Source organism: Arthrobacter sp. Z5-13, assembly GCF_056499105.1.
The window spans coordinates 1,764,490-1,780,950 of sequence record NZ_CP096460.1 but is presented as its reverse complement, the minus strand read 5'-3'; the positions used below and the strand labels follow the sequence as shown (position 1 = coordinate 1,780,950).

Annotated in this window: 22 protein-coding genes and 1 pseudogene; 2 read left to right on the top strand and 21 right to left on the bottom strand. The window is 61.1% G+C overall.

What is annotated here, in order from left to right; all coding sequences use genetic code 11:
• Nucleotides 1-29: 29 nt before the first annotated feature.
• From M1E02_RS08430 to M1E02_RS08410, 5 genes are all read right to left on the bottom strand, one after another.
• On the bottom strand, nucleotides 30-533 hold the full coding sequence (locus M1E02_RS08430; protein ID WP_479377614.1) for a DUF3145 domain-containing protein: 504 nt from the start codon (nucleotides 531-533) through the stop codon (nucleotides 30-32).
• A 300-nt stretch (nucleotides 534-833) separates the two neighbouring features.
• Nucleotides 834-1,760 (bottom strand): tyrosine recombinase XerC, encoded by a 927-nt coding sequence (locus tag M1E02_RS08425; RefSeq protein ID WP_479377613.1) that lies wholly within the window; start codon nucleotides 1,758-1,760, stop codon nucleotides 834-836.
• Between the two features lie 77 nt (nucleotides 1,761-1,837).
• Complete coding sequence (dprA, locus tag M1E02_RS08420) at nucleotides 1,838-3,025, bottom strand: DNA-processing protein DprA (protein WP_479377612.1); 1,188 nt, start codon at nucleotides 3,023-3,025, stop codon at nucleotides 1,838-1,840.
• 9 nt (nucleotides 3,026-3,034) lie between these two features.
• Nucleotides 3,035-4,579 carry a YifB family Mg chelatase-like AAA ATPase gene (locus M1E02_RS08415; RefSeq protein WP_479377611.1) on the bottom strand — a complete coding sequence of 515 codons (1,545 nt, stop codon included), beginning with the start codon at nucleotides 4,577-4,579 and terminating at the stop codon, nucleotides 3,035-3,037.
• Nucleotides 4,580-4,936, bottom strand: coding sequence for a YraN family protein (locus M1E02_RS08410; protein ID WP_479377610.1), 357 nt, complete (start codon nucleotides 4,934-4,936; stop codon nucleotides 4,580-4,582).
• Nucleotides 4,937-5,042: 106 nt separating this feature from the next.
• Here M1E02_RS08410 and M1E02_RS08405 point away from each other — a divergent pair, with 106 nt between their 5' ends.
• Nucleotides 5,043-5,213, top strand: coding sequence for a hypothetical protein (locus M1E02_RS08405; protein WP_479377609.1), 171 nt, complete (start codon nucleotides 5,043-5,045; stop codon nucleotides 5,211-5,213).
• Nucleotides 5,214-5,270: 57 nt separating this feature from the next.
• On the opposite strand, the gene M1E02_RS08400 is transcribed toward M1E02_RS08405, so the two are convergent.
• A complete protein-coding gene (locus M1E02_RS08400; RefSeq protein WP_479377608.1) occupies nucleotides 5,271-5,717 on the bottom strand; it encodes a hypothetical protein in 447 nt (148 codons plus the stop codon).
• Nucleotides 5,718-5,938: 221 nt separating this feature from the next.
• Here M1E02_RS08400 and M1E02_RS08395 point away from each other — a divergent pair, with 221 nt between their 5' ends.
• A complete protein-coding gene (locus M1E02_RS08395) occupies nucleotides 5,939-6,361 on the top strand; it encodes a hypothetical protein (RefSeq protein ID WP_479377607.1) in 423 nt (140 codons plus the stop codon).
• 90 nt (nucleotides 6,362-6,451) lie between these two features.
• On the opposite strand, the gene M1E02_RS08390 is transcribed toward M1E02_RS08395, so the two are convergent.
• The 15 genes and pseudogenes from M1E02_RS08390 to M1E02_RS08320 form a co-directional block, all read right to left on the bottom strand.
• Nucleotides 6,452-6,763, bottom strand: coding sequence for an HNH endonuclease (locus M1E02_RS08390; protein ID WP_479377606.1), 312 nt, complete (start codon nucleotides 6,761-6,763; stop codon nucleotides 6,452-6,454).
• Nucleotides 6,764-7,038: 275 nt separating this feature from the next.
• Nucleotides 7,039-7,629, bottom strand: coding sequence for an HIRAN domain-containing protein (locus M1E02_RS08385; protein ID WP_479377605.1), 591 nt, complete (start codon nucleotides 7,627-7,629; stop codon nucleotides 7,039-7,041).
• 195 nt (nucleotides 7,630-7,824) lie between these two features.
• On the bottom strand, nucleotides 7,825-8,757 hold the full coding sequence (locus tag M1E02_RS08380; RefSeq protein ID WP_479377604.1) for a DUF2971 domain-containing protein: 933 nt from the start codon (nucleotides 8,755-8,757) through the stop codon (nucleotides 7,825-7,827).
• A gap of 99 nt (nucleotides 8,758-8,856) precedes the next feature.
• Nucleotides 8,857-9,090: pseudogene (locus M1E02_RS08375) on the bottom strand (YraN family protein); the annotation flags it as partial.
• Nucleotides 9,091-9,200: 110 nt separating this feature from the next.
• Nucleotides 9,201-9,527 (bottom strand): DUF2469 domain-containing protein, encoded by a 327-nt coding sequence (locus tag M1E02_RS08370; protein ID WP_056632617.1) that lies wholly within the window; start codon nucleotides 9,525-9,527, stop codon nucleotides 9,201-9,203.
• Between the two features lie 63 nt (nucleotides 9,528-9,590).
• On the bottom strand, nucleotides 9,591-10,325 hold the full coding sequence (locus M1E02_RS08365) for a ribonuclease HII (RefSeq protein WP_479377603.1): 735 nt from the start codon (nucleotides 10,323-10,325) through the stop codon (nucleotides 9,591-9,593).
• A complete protein-coding gene (gene lepB, locus M1E02_RS08360) occupies nucleotides 10,325-11,209 on the bottom strand; it encodes a signal peptidase I (protein WP_479377602.1) in 885 nt (294 codons plus the stop codon). The genes M1E02_RS08365 and lepB (M1E02_RS08360) overlap by 1 nt, the downstream gene beginning before the upstream one ends.
• Nucleotides 11,210-11,887: a signal peptidase I gene (gene lepB / locus M1E02_RS08355; protein ID WP_479377601.1), complete on the bottom strand. Its 678-nt coding sequence runs from the start codon at nucleotides 11,885-11,887 to the stop codon at nucleotides 11,210-11,212.
• Nucleotides 11,888-11,968: 81 nt separating this feature from the next.
• Nucleotides 11,969-12,328, bottom strand: a complete 360-nt coding sequence (gene rplS / locus M1E02_RS08350; RefSeq protein ID WP_479377600.1) for a 50S ribosomal protein L19 — start codon at nucleotides 12,326-12,328, stop codon at nucleotides 11,969-11,971.
• Nucleotides 12,329-12,554: 226 nt separating this feature from the next.
• Complete coding sequence (gene trmD / locus M1E02_RS08345; RefSeq protein ID WP_479377599.1) at nucleotides 12,555-13,364, bottom strand: tRNA (guanosine(37)-N1)-methyltransferase TrmD; 810 nt, start codon at nucleotides 13,362-13,364, stop codon at nucleotides 12,555-12,557.
• A complete protein-coding gene (gene rimM, locus M1E02_RS08340; RefSeq protein WP_479377598.1) occupies nucleotides 13,365-13,931 on the bottom strand; it encodes a ribosome maturation factor RimM in 567 nt (188 codons plus the stop codon). It lies immediately after the preceding gene.
• A 134-nt stretch (nucleotides 13,932-14,065) separates the two neighbouring features.
• Complete coding sequence (locus M1E02_RS08335) at nucleotides 14,066-14,308, bottom strand: RNA-binding protein (protein ID WP_056632598.1); 243 nt, start codon at nucleotides 14,306-14,308, stop codon at nucleotides 14,066-14,068.
• Between the two features lies 1 nt (nucleotide 14,309).
• Nucleotides 14,310-14,726: a 30S ribosomal protein S16 gene (gene rpsP, locus M1E02_RS08330; RefSeq protein WP_309105501.1), complete on the bottom strand. Its 417-nt coding sequence runs from the start codon at nucleotides 14,724-14,726 to the stop codon at nucleotides 14,310-14,312.
• Nucleotides 14,727-14,925: 199 nt separating this feature from the next.
• Entirely contained in the window at nucleotides 14,926-15,363 is a 438-nt protein-coding gene (locus M1E02_RS08325; RefSeq protein ID WP_479377597.1) for a hypothetical protein, read from the bottom strand.
• A 116-nt stretch (nucleotides 15,364-15,479) separates the two neighbouring features.
• Nucleotides 15,480-16,355, bottom strand: coding sequence for a VOC family protein (locus M1E02_RS08320; protein ID WP_479377596.1), 876 nt, complete (start codon nucleotides 16,353-16,355; stop codon nucleotides 15,480-15,482).
• Between the last annotated feature and the right edge of the window lie 106 nt (nucleotides 16,356-16,461).

Here is a 16,461-nt window from a genome sequence, read left to right as displayed (position 1 = left end):
GGGCCACTTCTTTGCTATGGAGGGTAAATCTAGCCGACCTGATGCAGCCAGCGGACTGGTGCACCTTCCGCGGCGTGCCTGAAGGGTTCCAGTTCCTCATCCCACGCCTCGCCAAGTGCCAGAGACAGCTCGTGGTAGACGGCGGAAGGATCGCCGGCGCCTGATTCATAGGCGTAGCGGATGCGGTCTTCAGAGACCATGATGTTTCCGTGAACGTCCGTCATGGCGTGAAAGATGCCGAGCTCCGGGGTGTGCGACCAGCGTCCGCCGTCGACGCCGGGGCTGGGCTCTTCCGTGACTTCATAGCGGAGGTGCGCCCAACCGCGCAGGGCAGAAGCGAGCTGGGCACCGGTTCCCTGGTTGCCCGTCCACGACAGCTCCGCCCGGAACATTCCGGGCGCAGCAGGCTGAGCAGTCCACTCCAGGTCCGTTCGCTTGTCCACGACTGACCCGATAGCCCACTCAACGTGCGGGCACAGGGCAGTCGGGGCCGAGTGAATGAACAACAGACCGCGGGTCATTGCAACAGACATTCCATCCTCCATAGCTGTAGGTACGTCTTCCCCAACGACCTCTGCCTGGATGTGTGTCCGCTGCCCGGTTACCGCGTAGTGCGGGTGATCCTTGCCAGACTTATGAAATTTTCAGAGCAACGTCGGCGTCTTGTAAAGTGCCAGGTTCCTAGCTTCAAGCATCAGTTGAGAGTTGCCGACTGAGTCTTATTGTGCCGTACCACGCCTAATTACGCCAGTGCAATTCGAACATGAACTACGGGGCCCTGCCTTCCGGGCTTCGGGTTCTGATTGCAGCGGGCTGAGGCAAAGGGGTACCGTTCAAGCGCGGGGATGAGCCTGAAGATAGCTCTTCCGCAAGCGGTCTACAGAGACATGGGTGTAGATCTGGGTAGTGGCAAGGCTGCTGTGCCCGAGGATTTCCTGGACGGCCCGCAGGTCAGCTCCACCGTCGAGCAAATGGGTGGCTGCCGAGTGGCGCAAGGCATGGGGCCCCGTTGCCGATGTATCGCCCAAGGCCTCAAGCAGGCCCTCAACGACTGTCCGGACCTGGCGCTGGTCAACCCGCTTTCCCCGCAGGCCCAGGAAAAGCGCCGGACCACTTACATCCGTAGCCAGGCGTGGCCTCCCGCGACGCAGCCAGTCATCCACGGCGACAGCAGCAGGGAGGCCGTAAGGAACCGTACGCTCTTTGTTGCCTTTGCCCAGGACGCGCAATGTCCTCCTGTCCGGATCGAGATCGTCGACATCCATGCCGGCAAGCTCCCCCACGCGCACTCCCGTTGCGTAAAGCAGTTCCACCATTGCACGGTTCCTCAGCGGGATGGGCTCACCAGCCGCCGCCGTGGTTTCCAGGTCCGTTAGAAGTCTCGAAACCTGTTGCTGGTTGAGGACGCCCGGGAGGGATCCTTCCCGCTTCGGCGCCTTGAGCCTTAGGGCCGGATCGACAGCGATCAGTTCCTCGCGCAGCGCCCAGGCAGTAAAAGCCCGCGCGGTGGCAGCCCGCCGCGCGAGGGTTGACCGGGATATCCCGGCTTCGCTCTGGGCGCCCAGCCAACGGCGCAATGTCCCGAGTTCTATGTCCTCCGGGCTGGTGATTCCTTCCAATGCAACGTGGACAAGAAGGCTTTCCAGGTCCGAGAGATACGCCCGCACCGTATGCGGGGACCGGGCCCGCTCCCCCACAAGATATTTGCCAAAGCTGTCGGCAGCACCGGCAAGCGCGGAGGACAGGTCTTGGATCTTCACGCCTTCACTTTCCCACCATTTGCGCCCGGATCAAGCATGCGCGCGGCGAGTCCCTGGGCTCACTGGCATCAACCAGTTCAGCAGGATTTCTTTGACCTCTTCCAGCCTCCGCCCTCGGATACGGCAAGGCCAAGGAGACCAAGCCGCCCCAGCCCGGCACGGACCGATTCGATGCCCAGGCCCGCCACTGCGGTGAGTTTTTCCACCGAACTCGTGGAGCGCAGCGGAAGCGCATCCAGAAGGATCAGGTCTTCAAGAGTCAGTCCGTCATGGTCTGCCGCTGCCCCGCGCTTATCGTCCGACAGCGAGCTTCCGCTGGGGCCAGCCAGTTCTGCCACGTCACCAGCGTCCGTGACGCACACTGCACCTCCGTCCCTCAGCAGGCGATGGCAGCCGGCCGAGTTTGCACTGTGGACGGAGCCGGGAACGGCTCCGACCACCCTTCCGAGACTCTCGGCATGGTGCGCAGTATTGAGCGCCCCGGAGCGCCACCTCGCTTCCACTACAACAGTGACAGCCGTCAAAGCAGCGATTAGCCGGTTCCTTTGGAGGAAGCGATACCTCGTAGGCGCAGAGCCAGGCGGCACTTCAGCAATAACGGCACCTTGATTGGTTACCGCTCTCAGCAGGTCCTCGTTGCCCGATGGATAGAAGCGGTCAACGCCTCCTGCCATCACGGCGATGGTGGGAACCGGTGCTGTTCCTCCGCTAAGGGCGGCCCGGTGAGCATGGGCGTCAATGCCATAAGCCCCGCCCGACACGATCGTAAAACCACGTTGGGCCAAAGAATAGGCCAGATCACCTGTCACCGAAGCGCCATAGCTGGTGCTGTCACGGGAGCCAACGAGGGCCACAGATTTGGCAGCTGCTGGCAGCACCTGTTCCATGCCCCGCCACCAGAGGCACAGCGGCTGATGGATGCCCAAGTCCTCTAATTGGCCCGGCCAGAGATCATCAGCGGGAATGATCATACGTCCTCCCAGCCGCTGCATAGTCGCGAGGTCCCGCTCCGGCGCCAGATCCGGTATCCGGGGCGCCCAACGTTTCAATGCCGCTTCCAGTCCCGGCCAGTGGGTTCCACCGCCGCTGTCCGCAAGTACGGTTGTGATATCACGTTCAAGTTCCGGTCCGGTTCCTATCTGGCCAGTGGCAATCCGCAGGGCGTCTGTTGCCCCAACTACGCTTACCAATGCCATGCCAGCCGCATCCTGGGGTTCCATCAGCCTGGACAATGCAGCCCTGGCTGATCGCTCGTTGTCAGTCATCTTTTCCTCTCACGCCGCAGCCGACGTGGCTGCCTGCCGCAAAGCGAGTGCTTGCCCGATGTCATTGGAATCAGGGCTGCCGCGTTCACCAAGATCGGCAAGTGTCCACGCCAAGCGGAGAACCCTGTCGTATCCCCGTGCAGTCAAAACACCACGTTCCAGTGAATGATCCAGAATCCGTGTTGTGGGAGCCGGTAACCGCAGGATTCCCCGCAGAACACGGCCCGGCACCTGCGAATTGGTCTCCATGCCAAAAGGCAGGAGCCGTTCCGACTGCCTGTTCCGGGCAGCTGCAACGCGGGCGGCAATGGTCCTGGTGTCTTCCTCCCCTCCGGACTGACCAAACTCCGCCAAGGAAACCCGTTCGACCTCCAACTGGATGTCCACCCGGTCAAGGAGCGGCCCTGACATCCTCGCGACATAGCGGCGCCTCATCATGGGCGTACAAGTGCAGTCCAGCCCTTTCCCCGAGGCTTTGCCGCAGGGGCAGGGATTGGAGGCCAGCACCAACTGGAAACGGGCGGGGTAGGCGGCCGTACCTGCCGAACGGTGGATGACGAGTTCACCGCTCTCAAGCGGCTGGCGAAGGGCGTCGAGGACTCGGCGCTCGTACTCCGGCGCCTCGTCAAGGAAAAGGACCCCACGATGTGCCCGTGAGGCTGCGCCGGGTCTGGGCAGGCCGGACCCGCCGCCTATGATGGCGGCCGAAGTGGCACTGTGGTGTGGATTCTCGAAGGGCGGCCTCCGGACAAGCTGGACTGAAGCTGAGGGCAGGGAGCACAGCGAGTGAATGGCCGTTACTTCCATCGCCTCGGTATCGCCAAGATCGGGGAGGAGCCCGGGAAGCCGCTCCGCAAGCATCGTTTTGCCTGCGCCGGGAGGGCCCGTCAGGAGCAGATGGTGGGCTCCCGCCGCGGCCACTTCCAAAGCACGCCGTGCATCCCCCTGTCCTGATACGTCGCTCATGTCGGGGGCTGGCCGGGCGACATCCTCCTGGTCGCAGGGCTCCTCGTCCTCAGGTTCGAAGTCCAAGGCGAGTTCCTGCGGATCAGCCCCGAAATCGAGGGCAAGCCGTGCGAGGGTCTTGTATCCCCTCACGTGTGCGCCGGGCACAAGCTCGGCCTCGGCCGCATTCGCCTGCGCCACCACGATATCCGGATAACCCGCCTGGACAGCGGCCATCACGGCCGGCAGGATCCCGCGAACAGGTCGAAGCCGTCCGTCAAGGCCCAGCTCGGAGATGAAGACCGTCCGCGCTGTGCTCTTGATGTCATTGGCTGCCCGGAGGACCGACATTGTGATGGCGAGGTCAAACCCCGAGCCGCGTTTTGGCAGAGAGGCGGGGATCAGGTTGGCCGTGATCTTGCGCCGGCTGAGTGGAATACCAGAGTTCTGCGCGGCCGAACGGATCCGCTCCTTGGCCTCGTTAAGGCTCGCATCCGGCAGGCCCAGAATCACAAATGCCGGAAGGGTCTGGCCGATGTCTGCCTCAACTTCGACTATGTAGCCGTTCAGCCCCACCAGGGCAACTGAGTAGGCCCTGCCGAGCCCCACCTAGCCCACACCCTTGAGGTGCTCCACCACGGGCTCGCCTACGCCGTCGTCAACCACGGCTATAACGTCCACCCGCCGCAGCGGCATTCTCAGCTCATGGTCGCGGCACCAGGCTGCTGCCAGCCGATGCAGCCGGGCGAGTTTGCTAACGCCGACGGCCTCAAAAGGATGTCCGTAGGACAGTGACGTGCGTGTCTTGACCTCGGCGACGACGAGGGAGTCGCCGTCGAGCGCCACGATGTCAATTTCCCCGTCCGTGCAGCGCCAGTTGCGGTCGATAATCCGCATGCCCTGCAGTTCCAGATAACCGGCAGCAAGATCTTCCCCGCGCCGGCCAAGTATGTCTTTGGCTTTCATCTCTACCTCCAAGACCAACCTTCGCGGAGCGAGGGAAGGCAAGGCGGGGAGAGGTTGCGCTATGTGGGTAACTCAGGCCAAGGCTCTTTGTGGAGGGAGAGTCGCCATGACACTCATTCGACCAAAAACGGTCAGCTGCGACTTCAAAGGCCCTCGGGCCGAGGCCCTGCTCGGCGAGTATCTAACTGAGCTCACCGGACGCGCCCGCGAGCACGCCGAGGCCGCTCTCGCCAGCGTCCACGCCGACGAGCTCCCGCGCCGCGAAGCCGCCGCGTGATGATCGGCTGATGACAAAGCCCGCCCTTGGGAAATCCTAGGGCGGGCCTTTCTGCGTTCAGGAGAAGCTGACGACCTTCCCGCCCATTTTCTCCTGCATTTTGCCAGCCATCGGGCTGTTGATTACCCAGTTCTCGCCCACGAGCCATGAATGACCTCCCGGCGACTTCAAATCAGCGTTTAGCTTCTTGATGTTCTGAATGAGCAGGCTGATGTCACTACTTGACACATAAGTCGAGATGACGCTGTCCTTCCAGCACTCCGCCGACTCGGCGGCGAGAGTGATCCTGTTGGTCTGGTTGAAGGCCGGACATGCACCTCCAGCCTTCACATAGGCGTCCTTCAGCGCAGCCACTGTTGAGTACGTGCCGCCATTGGCTGCCGGCGCGGTCACAGTCGGCGTCGGCGTGCCAGTCGTAGGCGCCGCAGACGGAGAACCTCCGCAGCCGGAAAGAGCCAGCGCTCCTGCCAGCAAGACGGCCGACGCAATAACCTTTGAAATCATTCTTGAGTTCCTCCCCCAATATCGACGCCGCGGCATCGATCGGGCGGCATCGTAGCCTGATCATACGTGCTCAGGACGCGTGCCCGGTCCTATCTGCCAAGGCGGCCAAATGCCCAGTAACAAAAGGGCCCTCAGCGTCCAGGAACTACTTCCTCGGGCGGGAGAGGGCCTTTATGATTCCCAGATAGGGTGCAGATACAACTTCGTGAATCGGGGGAACCATGAAAAAGCAAGCCGTAAGCGGCGGCGCCCTTCTACTCCTCACTATTCTGTCGGGCTGTAGTGGAGCAGGATCGAGCGCCAACTCGGTGACGCCTACCGCGACAACCATCTCTCCAACGCCAACGCCTTCCAGGGCCGTTACAAAGACGGCAAAGGCGACGCCGTCTACGGTCGCCACAACTGGCTCATACGCGGCTGACCTCGCGGCGCTCGGCGTCGTCCCCGACAACGTCAAGAGCTTCGCCGACTACATGGAGAAGCAGATCTGCGATCAGACGGGCGCCGGCCTCGGCGTATCCGTGCGCTCCATCGGCGGTAATGAGACAGGTGGCGGAATCGACGGCGTGCGGCTCACAGTTGCCTATTTCTGCCCGAATAAATCCCAAGAGGTTGAGTCCTACCTGGACTACTTCAAGAAGTAACGGAAAAGGCCCCTCTCCACGCCCCAGGAATCACTTCCTAGGCCGCGAGAGGGGCCTTTTTGCGTTGCTCATAAGTCGCCGTAGGGCACGCTAGGTGAACTTCTTTTGCGCAATCTCCCGCACCCATTCGTCATAACCCGAGGCGCCGTCGCCGACCGCAATATTGCACCATCTGTGCGCAGTCCTGAGGTTGGCAAGCTCGTCATCCCCGCCCAGAGCAACGGGAAAGATGTGATCCACGGTAGGGTAGCGGTCATCGGAAGGGCGCGCATCCGGATCAGTGGGAAGCTGGCAAATCTGGCAGATGAAGTTGTCCCGCTCGAAGACCGCTCCTTTGTGCTTCGCGTAAGTTCTGCCTCGGCGCTTACGGCGGGACGGCGGGACGGGCAAAACTGTCGTCACTCCCTTACGTCGCTTACAGTCGCCACAGAGGCAGTCGTCGCGCCGTCCGTCGCTGTCCAGCATGGCCTTGCGGCACGCCGCGTGTTGCTTCACGAACTCCGGCTGCGTCTGCCCGGCGGCTTCGCTCCAGACGCCCTGACACAGTAAGCAGGTTCGCATCTGCCCCGCAGTCGCCCCCCGCAATACCCTGCACAAATCGCAGCAGTAGTCTCGGCTCGGCGTATGCGCCTCAAACACAGTGCCGCAACCCTTACAGGTCACTTGCTCCCTATACATCAGCCGCGCTCCACGTCCAGGCTCCTAACAAACGCCCTGAGCTTCGGAATCGTCGGAAGGTCTACCCACATACGGATCGAATCGGCCTCTGGGGGCGCCCCGCCGACCCTATAAGCGTCGAAGGGAAGTCCATCGAAAATTGGAGCCAATGCGGCCGCCTTTGCCTCGGAAAGACACCCCACCTTGCGACCCTTTCCATATACCGCAACCGCGTTGGCATCCCATTTGTTCTTCGGCTCACGAGCTAACAAGTAGTCGTCCCCACCGTGCTTGTAACGTCCCGAATTCGTCACCCAAAATCCCGACCCCACAATCCGGAACCGGGTGGAAGGAAGCTCACGAAGGTCGAGAACCGATAATTCGGCCTCGTCGAGCACAACCTTCTTCACACTCGTAGCCCGCCGTACCGTCTGCTGCTCGGGCGCAGAATTATGTAAGGCAGGTTCCGGCGTCTCAGATGGAGCGCCGAAGCTCGCCTCGGTAGGTTCTGTCCCGGCGACAAATCGTTCGGCCACTTGCGGTTGTTCCGGCGCCCTGGCCTTGACTTCCCTGCCCCGGAGGAAGGCTAAAAGCTTCTGAAGTATCCCCATTGCCGAAGCCTAACAGCGGCAGGATGAGCAGCCCTTGGCACGCATTCGTTTAAGCACAGACCTTTAGACCCAAAAAAGAAGCCCTCAGTACTTTGAACTGCTCCCCGGAAGTTGGACTGAGAAATTCAGTTCTGACTCCCGGGGAGCAGTTCACTTCGCTGGGGGCTGCTCCCTGCCCTCCCCATCCGAGAAGGTCTACGGACGGTAGGGGATTGTCGAAGCAATAACGGGCACATCCCGGGCGTACTTCAATTTGTTCAATAGAAGTCGGACTGCTCTCATCCTGAGCTCCATACCTGCCCCAGGCCCGACAATTATCTCAGCAATCGGGAGTCTCCCGCTGTCCTCTTTCAGATCGACATTCATGTACGGCGTTAAGCCCAATGGGCCTTGACGGAACTTTAAAAGTTCGTCATCAGAGGCATTCCAGTCGTTGGATTCCCGAACAATGCGCCATTCTTTCTCCTCGCTGAAGGACGGATTCTTCAAGAGAGAGCACAAGTGAACGGCCTTAGAAAAATGTTGGGTTTCGAAGTTGTACATCCGCTTTGCCATCTCCTCTAACGCTTCTTCTTGTGAGACCGCCATGATTGCTTGTAGAGCATCTGAGAACGTCTCCTTGTAACCGTCCGCAACCTTTCCGGCCCAGATCTTCGCCATACTTGCAACGTGCTTAGGCTCGTACCAGACTCGGGCGAAGCCGGACTCTTTCTTTGGTTCTAGGTTCGCGGCGATTCTGGGAGTGGCAAAGCCTATGGCGTATCCACCGGGGCTTGCGTATCCTCGCCATTGGCTCAGCAGGTCGCCGTCCTCGCAGAAACAGGTCACGAAATGCCTCGAAGTACCCCTGTCACCGATTGTTTTTGCCATCTCGCGGTGCAAGGGGGAGTCATCATTCTCCGTCCGAATCCTCTCCTGAAGAATGTCCATAAACTGGTCGAATCCGTGGCGGAGTTCCTGCTCATCATTCAGAAACTCGATATCCGTGGCCCATACGCCACCAGATTCTAGGATGCCTTGGAGCCCTGCCGAAGACGTGTAGTGATATAACACCGGAGGTGGAGTAAGAAAACTCAAATCGTGTTCTGCGCTTAGTTCTTCGAGTTCTGCCCCGACGTCTTCATTCATGGAACCCACCCTACTTTGACCTGTTCAGGCCTCAGGTGTGGTAAAACCTGTGTCATTTATTGGATATCGGCTGTCCGATGTCTGCTTCAACTTCGACTACCGATGCAGCCGGGCGAGTTTGCTAACGCCGACGGCTTCAAAAGGATGTCCGTACGACAGTGACGTGCGTGTCTTGACCTCGGCGACGACGAGGGAGTCGCCGTCGAGGGCGACGATGTCAATTTCCCCGTCCGTGCAGCGCCAGTTGCGGTCGATAATCCGCATGCCCTGCAGTTCCAGATAACCGGCAGCAAGATCTTCCCCGCGCCGGCCAAGTATGTCTTTGGCTTTCATCTCTACCTCCAAGACCAACCTTCGCGGAGCGAGGGAAGGCACGGCGGGGAGATGTTGCGCTATGTGGGTAAGTCAGCCCAAGGTTGTTTGTGGAGGGAAAGTGGCAAAGGCTAATTGCCGAGGTCGACGTCTTTCGGAAGCGCCAGTTCTTCGCTGCGGGGAAGCTCTTCGACGTTTACGTCCTTGAACGTGATAACCCGTACGCTCTTCACAAACCTTGCTGAGCGGTAGACGTCCCATACCCACGCGTCCTGCAGCGTCAGATCGAAGTAGACCTCGCCGTCGGCACTCCGGGCCTGAAGGTCCACGTGGTTGGCAAGGTAGAACCGCCGCTCGGTTTCGACAACGTAGCTGAACAGGCCGACGACGTCCCGGTACTCACGGTAGAGCTGAAGCTCCATGTCTGTTTCGTAGTTCTCAAGATCCTCGGCACTCATGCTTCCATCTTGCACCATGCAGCATGCGCTGTGCGCCACGAGAGGCGGCGGCAGGTCACTGGGTCAAACCTCAGTTCCGAACAACTGCCAACTGACCCTGTGATAGGGGGTGGGCCCTGAAATGCGGAGAGCTTCGCGGTGGGCGGCCGTCCCGTAACCCTTGTTCTCGTTCCAGCCGAAAGCGGGGTATTCGTTATGCAGCGAGAGCATGAGGCGGTCGCGTTCCACCTTCGCGAGGACGCTGGCCGCGGCTACGCTGAGGCACTGCATGTCTGCCTTCACGAGCGTGTAAACCGGAGCCTCACAACCGGGCTCGGACATCGCGGTGACCATTAGCGTGGGCTCACCGGACAGGGAAGGTTCGTCGAAAAGGCCGGGCTCGTCGAAAAGCGATGGCTGGGGGTCAGGCGTTAGCCAGTTGTGGCTGCCGTCGAGAAGCACGGCCTGGGGCGTAATTCCGAGCGCGAGGATCTGATTCCAGGCACGGTTCCCGGCAGTCCTCAGTGCGGCGATGATGCCCAGCGAATCAATTTCGTTTGCCGATGCGTGACCTACCGCCGATGCCACACTCCAGCCCCGCACGAGGGGCTCCAGCCGCTCCCGGTCTTCGGCCTTGAGCAGTTTGCTGTCCCGGACGTCCTCGAGGAGTTCCTGCCTGCCAAGGTCCACCACCGTAATCCCCACAGTGACGGGCCCGGCCAAGGCACCGCGGCCCACCTCATCGACGCCGGCGAGCAACTGCACACCGCGGCTAAGGAACCGGCGCTCGTAGTCAAGGGTGGGTGCTTCGGTAGCCATTACTTTGCCGCGGGAGAAGGGACGTTCTTGAAAACGTCCGGATAGTTGTCCAATACGCCCAGCCTGTTGAGCGGCCACGCTATAACCGCCGCCTTTCCCTCAACATCAGGCAGATCTATGAACCCGCCGTTGACGTCCTGGTGGGCGCGGGAATCGGCCGAGTGGTTCCGGTTGTCTCCCATGACCCACACCTTGCCGGCGGGAACCACGACGTCGAAGTTCTTGAGCTCAGGCACCTCGGCCTTATTCACGTAGGCCTCATCCAGGGGAACGCCGTTGACGGTCAGCCGCCCGCCGGCGTCGCAACAGACCACGTGGTCGCCAGGGAGCCCGATGACGCGTTTAACCAGATGCTGTTCCGTATCATCAGGCAACAGCCCCACGAAAATCACGGCATCTTCGAACCAGGTGAAGGGCCCGTCCGCCTCCTGGGGCGTCTGAGGAAGCCAGCCCTTGGTGTCCCTGAAAACCACGACGTCGCCGCGCTGAAGCGCAAAGGGCTCCGGAACCAGAAGATTAACGAAGATCCGATCGTGGATGTCCAGCGTATTGACCATGGATTCGGAGGGGATATAGAACGCGCGGAACAGGAAGGTCTTGATAAGGAAGGAGAGGACTATGGCAATTGCCACAACCGTTGCCACTTCCTTCAGCCAAAGGAGAAGCTGGCCACCGCCTCCAGTGCTTCTCTCTGCCTGGCCGTTCTCCGCACGCCTTTGTGCTGCACGCCCAAGAACGGAGGCTCCGGTTCCTGCCGGTTCGGCAGCCGGTAAACCTGAAGCCGGCACACTCGAAGCCGCGGCGGGGGCCACCCCGGAGAACGGAAGGTGTCCGGACTCGTCCCGCTCGTGCGACCCGGGATCCCGGGGGTCGGTCTCGGGCATCTATTGTCCATCCTTCGTTGTTGTCCCGGCCTTGGAAGGCCGCTCCACTGAGCCAAATCTATCAAGCGGCCAGATGATCTGTACCGGTCTGCCGATAACGCGGTCCAAAGGAACCATGCCGCCGCCCGGGGCGCCCAGCAGGCTCCGCGAATCGGCTGACATGGACCGGTGGTCACCGAGCAACCATAGCCGTCCGGAAGGCACTATCACACTGAACTTTTGCTCGCTCGGCACGTCGCCGTCATACACATAGGGTTCCTCAAGAGACTGGCCGTTTACTGTGAGTCTGCCGTCCGTTCCGCAGCACACCACATGGTCGCCCGGGAGCCCGATAACCCGCTTTACGTAGGTGGTGTCACTGCCCGTCAGGCCCAGCCAGTGGCCCATGCTTGAAACGACATCCAACAATGGACCCTGACCGCTGTTCAGCGGAGCAAAGGTACCCCGGCCGTCGAAGACCACCACGTCTCCACGGCTAATGGGCTCGGCCTGGAAATCCGTCCGGGACACCAGTATCCGGTCTCCCGTTTCAAAGCGGGGCTCCATCGATGCCGAGGGGATGTAGTAGATATCCAGCCAAAGCGACCGGATCAGCCCGCTGATAGCTACTGCGACCACAAACGCAAGCAAAACAAAACGCCAACCCGGTCTCCCGTGCTGGCGTTTTGTGTTGTCCATGTTCCGTATCCTGTGGCGCTGTTGCGGATGGCTCCGGCGCAGCCGGATACGGGTGCGGACCCGCGTCGAAAGTCCGGAGACTTACTTGGCGGTCTGGAAGTCGCGCTTTTCCTTGATCTTGGCGGCCTTACCGCGCAGTGCGCGCATGTAGTAAAGCTTGGCCCGGCGCACGTCACCCTTGGTGACGAGCTCGATCTTGTCGATGATCGGGGAGTGTACCGGGAAGGTACGCTCTACGCCGACACCGAAGGAAACCTTGCGGACGGTGAAGGTTTCGCGGATACCGTCGCCCTGGCGGCCAAGAACAAAGCCCTGGAACACCTGGACACGGGAGTTCTTGCCTTCGATGATGTTGACGTGAACCTTGAGGGTGTCACCCGCGCGGAACTCAGGAACATCGGTGCGCAGCGAGGCTGCATCTACGGAATCGAGGATTTGCATTTGATCCACTCCTGGTAAACGCCACAGGTCATTTACTTTGGGTCACGGCGGTCAAGCCCGGGTTTTGATGCTCCGGAAATTACCGCCGAAAGTTGCTGTTCCGGTTCCGTCACTGATTGACGGCGCCGGGGCGCCAGGCTGTTGGTTACGCTCCCCCTGTGGCAGGTTCGCACCCAGTAGGCACAAGGACTAATTTTGCCACATGCGGGGCCTTGAGGCGAATCCCTCAGCCCTGATCGCTTCCCGGCTCCTCCGGCCGGCGACGCAGGCGGCCGTCGACGACGTCGTACCCGAGGTCCGCGAATTCCGTCCGGTCCGCACGGGTCAGTTTTGTCACATCAAAACCATCCAAGAGATCCGGGCGACGCGCTGCCGTGCGGCGGTACTGTTCATGGCGGCGCCACTGGGCGATTTTCCCGTGATTGCCGCTAAGAAGGATGGGCGGGACTTCCCGGTCGCGCCAGGTGGAAGGCTTCGTGTAGACCGGGTACTCCAGCAGTCCGTCAGCGTGCGATTCCTCCACCAGGGACTCCGGATTGCCAACAACGCCTGGCAAAAGCCGGACAATCGCTTCAACCATGGCCAGCACGGCGACTTCGCCGCCGTTCAGAACATAGTCGCCAAGGCTCATCGGGCGGACAATAAAGTGCTCCGAGGCCCACTCGATGACCCTCTCGTCTATGCCTTCATACCGCCCACAGGCGAAAACAAGCTGCTCTTCTTCCGCCAGCTCGTGCGCCAGCGCTTGGTTGAAACGCTCTCCGGCGGGCGACGGAACGATCAGTACCGGCTTCTTGCCCGCGTGCCCCGCCTCCGCGACGGAAGAAAGTGCCTGCGCCCAGGGTTCGGCCTTCATAACCATGCCGGCTCCGCCACCGTAAGGGGTGTCGTCGACGGTCCTGTGCCGGTCAGAGGTGAATTCGCGAAGGTCGTGCACCTTCAGCTCAAGCAACCCGTCCTGACGGGCTTTCCCGATCAGGGAGAGCTCTAAAGGCGCCAGATATTCCGGAAAGATACTGACGACGTCGATCTGCATTTAGTCGTCGTCCCCGGCTTCGGAGGATGTGGCGTCTTCGGTGTCGCCGGTGCCGCCTTCTTCATTGATGCCAAAGAGGCCCGGCGGGGGCGTGATCAGCACATAGCCTTCGGCAACGTTGACCTCGGGGACAATCTGCTCCACAAAGGGAACCAGGATTTCCTTGCCTTCAGGAGTTTTGACGGTCAGGAGATCCTGAACCGGCAAGGTGGTGAGGGCGGCGATTTTGCCAACGACCTCGGACCCCACCCGCGCCTCAAGCCCCACGAGCTCGTGCTCATACCAGCCTTCGTCGTCGTCCTCGTCCAGCTCCTCGGTTTCAATGAAGAGCTTGGCTCCACGGAGTGTTTCCGCCTCATTGCGGGTCTCGATCTCCTCGAATCCGAGCAGCAGGATGTCCTTGTTCCAGCGGGCGCTCAGAATCGTCAGCGGCCCGGCGGAAGCGGGTTCCACAACGAACTCAGTGCCAGGGACAAATCGATCCTCCGGTGCATCCGTCAACACCTGTACGGTCACCTCACCGCGGATGCCATGGGGTTTTCCGATTCGTGCCACCTGAAGCTGCATCTGTTCCTCTGTTCCGGATTCGGGGTGAATAGTTTCGAGCTGCCGCTCTGGGAAGGGTATTGGATCTCAAAAAAGTCCGGCCCCTCCACCATCTGGTGAAGGGGCCGGACCCAAGACAAGTGTTGCTGGCGCGATTACCGGCGGCGGTCGGTGTCGACGACGTCGACCCGGACCTGCTCGCCATCCGCCAATGCCGCCACCACAGTGCGCAATGCACGTGCGGTGCGGCCCTGGCGGCCGATCACCCGGCCAAGATCGTCCTGATGAACGCGTACCTCGAGGGTGTCCCCGCGGCGGTTGTTCTTGGCACTGACCTTGACGTCCTCGGGGCTGTCAACAATCCCGCGGACAAGGTGTTCGAGCGCTTCTGCCAGCAATTTACTCAGCCTCGGTGGTCTCTGCTTCGGCGCCTGCTTCAGCCGGAGCTTCCGCCTTGGCCTTCTTGGTGATGGCTTCCGGGATGATCACGGAGCGCTTTTCCGGAGCAACGAAGGCAACCTTGGGAGCTTTCGTCTTCAAGGTACCTTCCTGGCCGGGAAGACCCTTGAACTTCTGCCAGTCACCGGTGATCTTGAGGATCGCAGCAACCTGCTCGGACGGCTGGGCGCCGACGGACAGCCAGTACTGGGCACGCTCGGAGTCAACCTCGATGTATGAGGGCTCCTCGGTGGGGTGGTACTTGCCGATTTCTTCGATGGCACGACCATCACGCTTGGTGCGTGAGTCTGCAACGACAATGCGGTAGTACGGTGCGCGCATCTTACCGAAGCGCTTAAGGCGAATCTTTACGGCCACTTTTGTGGTCACTCCTGTTTCTGAAACGGGGTCGAACCCGGCGTTCTGCACCCGTGGGGCGGGCCATACTAGGGGGTTCTAAAGGACAGGATCCAGACGCGGAGAGAGGGGCCACGCAGATCAAGTACCTACTTATTGTGCCAGATCGACGGCGGGATTTCGACTTGACGCCCGGGCGGCCTTCTTCTGGCCCTTAGAGCTAGGATGCCCAGACGTACAGGCCGGTCCGATCGTTGTCGTCCACGCCGCTGGCCAGCTCTGCAATCCGCTGGACGTAGCCCTTGGCTTCGTCGGGCCCAAAAGGCATGTCGTCCTCGGCAGCCCACTGCTCAGCGACATGCTCAAGCACATCGCCTTCGCCTTCCGATTCGTAGCTGAGCAATTCGGCCAGGGCGCGGACCATAGCCGGCGGAACACCGAGAAGGGAGTCGCTTGCCACGTCCACCATGGCCAGTTCATAGTCCGCGCCCGCTGCGTGCACGGCCGCGCCTGCGAGGTCGCCCAGCTGTTCGATTTCGAAGTCGCTGATCCCGGGGATGCGAACGGCATCACCGGTGGCAGACCCTCCGCCGTCGAGCGCTGTGGCCCGCTTCAGCGCGCCGTCGTGGGTGGAAACAAAGATCTCGGTAAACCCCATGGAAATCGCCCTCATTCCGTCGCTGCAAGGAAGGTCCTACGGTGCTGAACTGAACCCCACCGTGGCCCTCCGAATCAGCCTAACGCAGAAGGCAGCCCAACCCGGAAGGCATGACGTCAGCGCACTGCCACGCGGATCCGGTTGCGCCACGGATCCTCAAAGCGGAGCTCCAGGCCGGTGTGGCGGGAAGAGACCCCGGCGACTTTCAAGCGGTCAGCGAGCGCCCCGACGTCGTCCCCTGAGGGAACTTCAATGAGAACCTCGCCCAATCCGAGGGTGTCCTTGCGGGGCCCGGCGCCGCGGCTGTTCCAGACGTTCATGGCCATGTGGTGGTGATAGCCTCCGGCGGACACAAAGAGGGCCTGGCCATGCCAGCCCGCGGTCTTTTCAAAGCCCAGCGTATCCACGTAGAAGTCCTGGGCCGTCTGGACGTCACCTACCTGGAGGTGGACGTGCCCGACGCCGGCACCCGACTCACGCTGTCCGAAGACTCTCTCTTCAGTCAGGTGGCGCTGCAGATAGTGCTGAGGGGCAAGGGGCAAGCTGTCCATCACGACGTTCTTGCCGTCCCAGGACCATGCCTCGCGGGGGCGGTCCCAGTAGAGCTCGATACCGTTTCCTTCAGGATCGTTGAAGTAGAAAGCTTCGCTCACCAGGTGATCCGCGCTGCCGGTGAACAAGCGGGCCTCGTACCGGGCGGCTGTGGCCACGGTGGCTGCAAGGGCTGCCTGATCCTCGAACAACAAGGCCGTATGGAACAAGCCTGCTTCACCGCGGGCAGGAACAGCGAGTCCTGGCGCCGAAGCGAGGTGAACCAACGGTTGGTGGCGGCGGCCCAGATAGAGCCCACCATCCTGCTCGGCCACGATTTCCAGGCCGAGTGCGCGCTGGTAATAGTCAGTCATCAGTTTCAGGTCCCGCACCTTGAGCATCACTGTGCCCATGGTGAGGTCGGCGGGGAGCAGGTCCTGGCTGCTCGTTTCCGTGGTCATAATTCACTCCTGATCCGGGGCCGCCCGGGGATCGGCGACCTGCACTCACAGAGTTAAATTACTTGAAGCTTCAATTTATTCCCTGTGCGGCGCAACGCGGAGGAAA

Excerpts from the sequence above, each read along its gene's own strand:
- M1E02_RS08410 (WP_479377610.1), bottom strand. The coding sequence starts at position 4,936 with ATGAAAGCCAAAGACATACTTGGCCGGCGCGGGGAAGATCTTGCTGCC.
- M1E02_RS08325 (WP_479377597.1), bottom strand. The coding sequence starts at position 15,363 with ATGGGGTTTACCGAGATCTTTGTTTCCACCCACGACGGCGCGCTGAAG.
- lepB (WP_479377602.1), bottom strand. The coding sequence starts at position 11,209 with ATGCCCGAGACCGACCCCCGGGATCCCGGGTCGCACGAGCGGGACGAG.
- rplS (WP_479377600.1), bottom strand. The coding sequence starts at position 12,328 with ATGCAAATCCTCGATTCCGTAGATGCAGCCTCGCTGCGCACCGATGTT.
- M1E02_RS08370 (WP_056632617.1), bottom strand. The coding sequence starts at position 9,527 with ATGAGTGCCGAGGATCTTGAGAACTACGAAACAGACATGGAGCTTCAG.
- M1E02_RS08365 (WP_479377603.1), bottom strand. The coding sequence starts at position 10,325 with ATGGCTACCGAAGCACCCACCCTTGACTACGAGCGCCGGTTCCTTAGC.
- M1E02_RS08380 (WP_479377604.1), bottom strand. The coding sequence starts at position 8,757 with ATGAATGAAGACGTCGGGGCAGAACTCGAAGAACTAAGCGCAGAACAC.
- M1E02_RS08385 (WP_479377605.1), bottom strand. The coding sequence starts at position 7,629 with ATGGGGATACTTCAGAAGCTTTTAGCCTTCCTCCGGGGCAGGGAAGTC.
- rimM (WP_479377598.1), bottom strand. The coding sequence starts at position 13,931 with ATGCAGCTTCAGGTGGCACGAATCGGAAAACCCCATGGCATCCGCGGT.
- M1E02_RS08320 (WP_479377596.1), bottom strand. The coding sequence starts at position 16,355 with ATGACCACGGAAACGAGCAGCCAGGACCTGCTCCCCGCCGACCTCACC.
- lepB (WP_479377601.1), bottom strand. The coding sequence starts at position 11,887 with ATGGACAACACAAAACGCCAGCACGGGAGACCGGGTTGGCGTTTTGTT.
- M1E02_RS08395 (WP_479377607.1), top strand. The coding sequence starts at position 5,939 with ATGAAAAAGCAAGCCGTAAGCGGCGGCGCCCTTCTACTCCTCACTATT.
- M1E02_RS08430 (WP_479377614.1), bottom strand. The coding sequence starts at position 533 with ATGTCTGTTGCAATGACCCGCGGTCTGTTGTTCATTCACTCGGCCCCG.
- M1E02_RS08405 (WP_479377609.1), top strand. The coding sequence starts at position 5,043 with ATGACACTCATTCGACCAAAAACGGTCAGCTGCGACTTCAAAGGCCCT.
- M1E02_RS08400 (WP_479377608.1), bottom strand. The coding sequence starts at position 5,717 with ATGATTTCAAAGGTTATTGCGTCGGCCGTCTTGCTGGCAGGAGCGCTG.
- trmD (WP_479377599.1), bottom strand. The coding sequence starts at position 13,364 with ATGCAGATCGACGTCGTCAGTATCTTTCCGGAATATCTGGCGCCTTTA.
- dprA (WP_479377612.1), bottom strand. The coding sequence starts at position 3,025 with ATGACTGACAACGAGCGATCAGCCAGGGCTGCATTGTCCAGGCTGATG.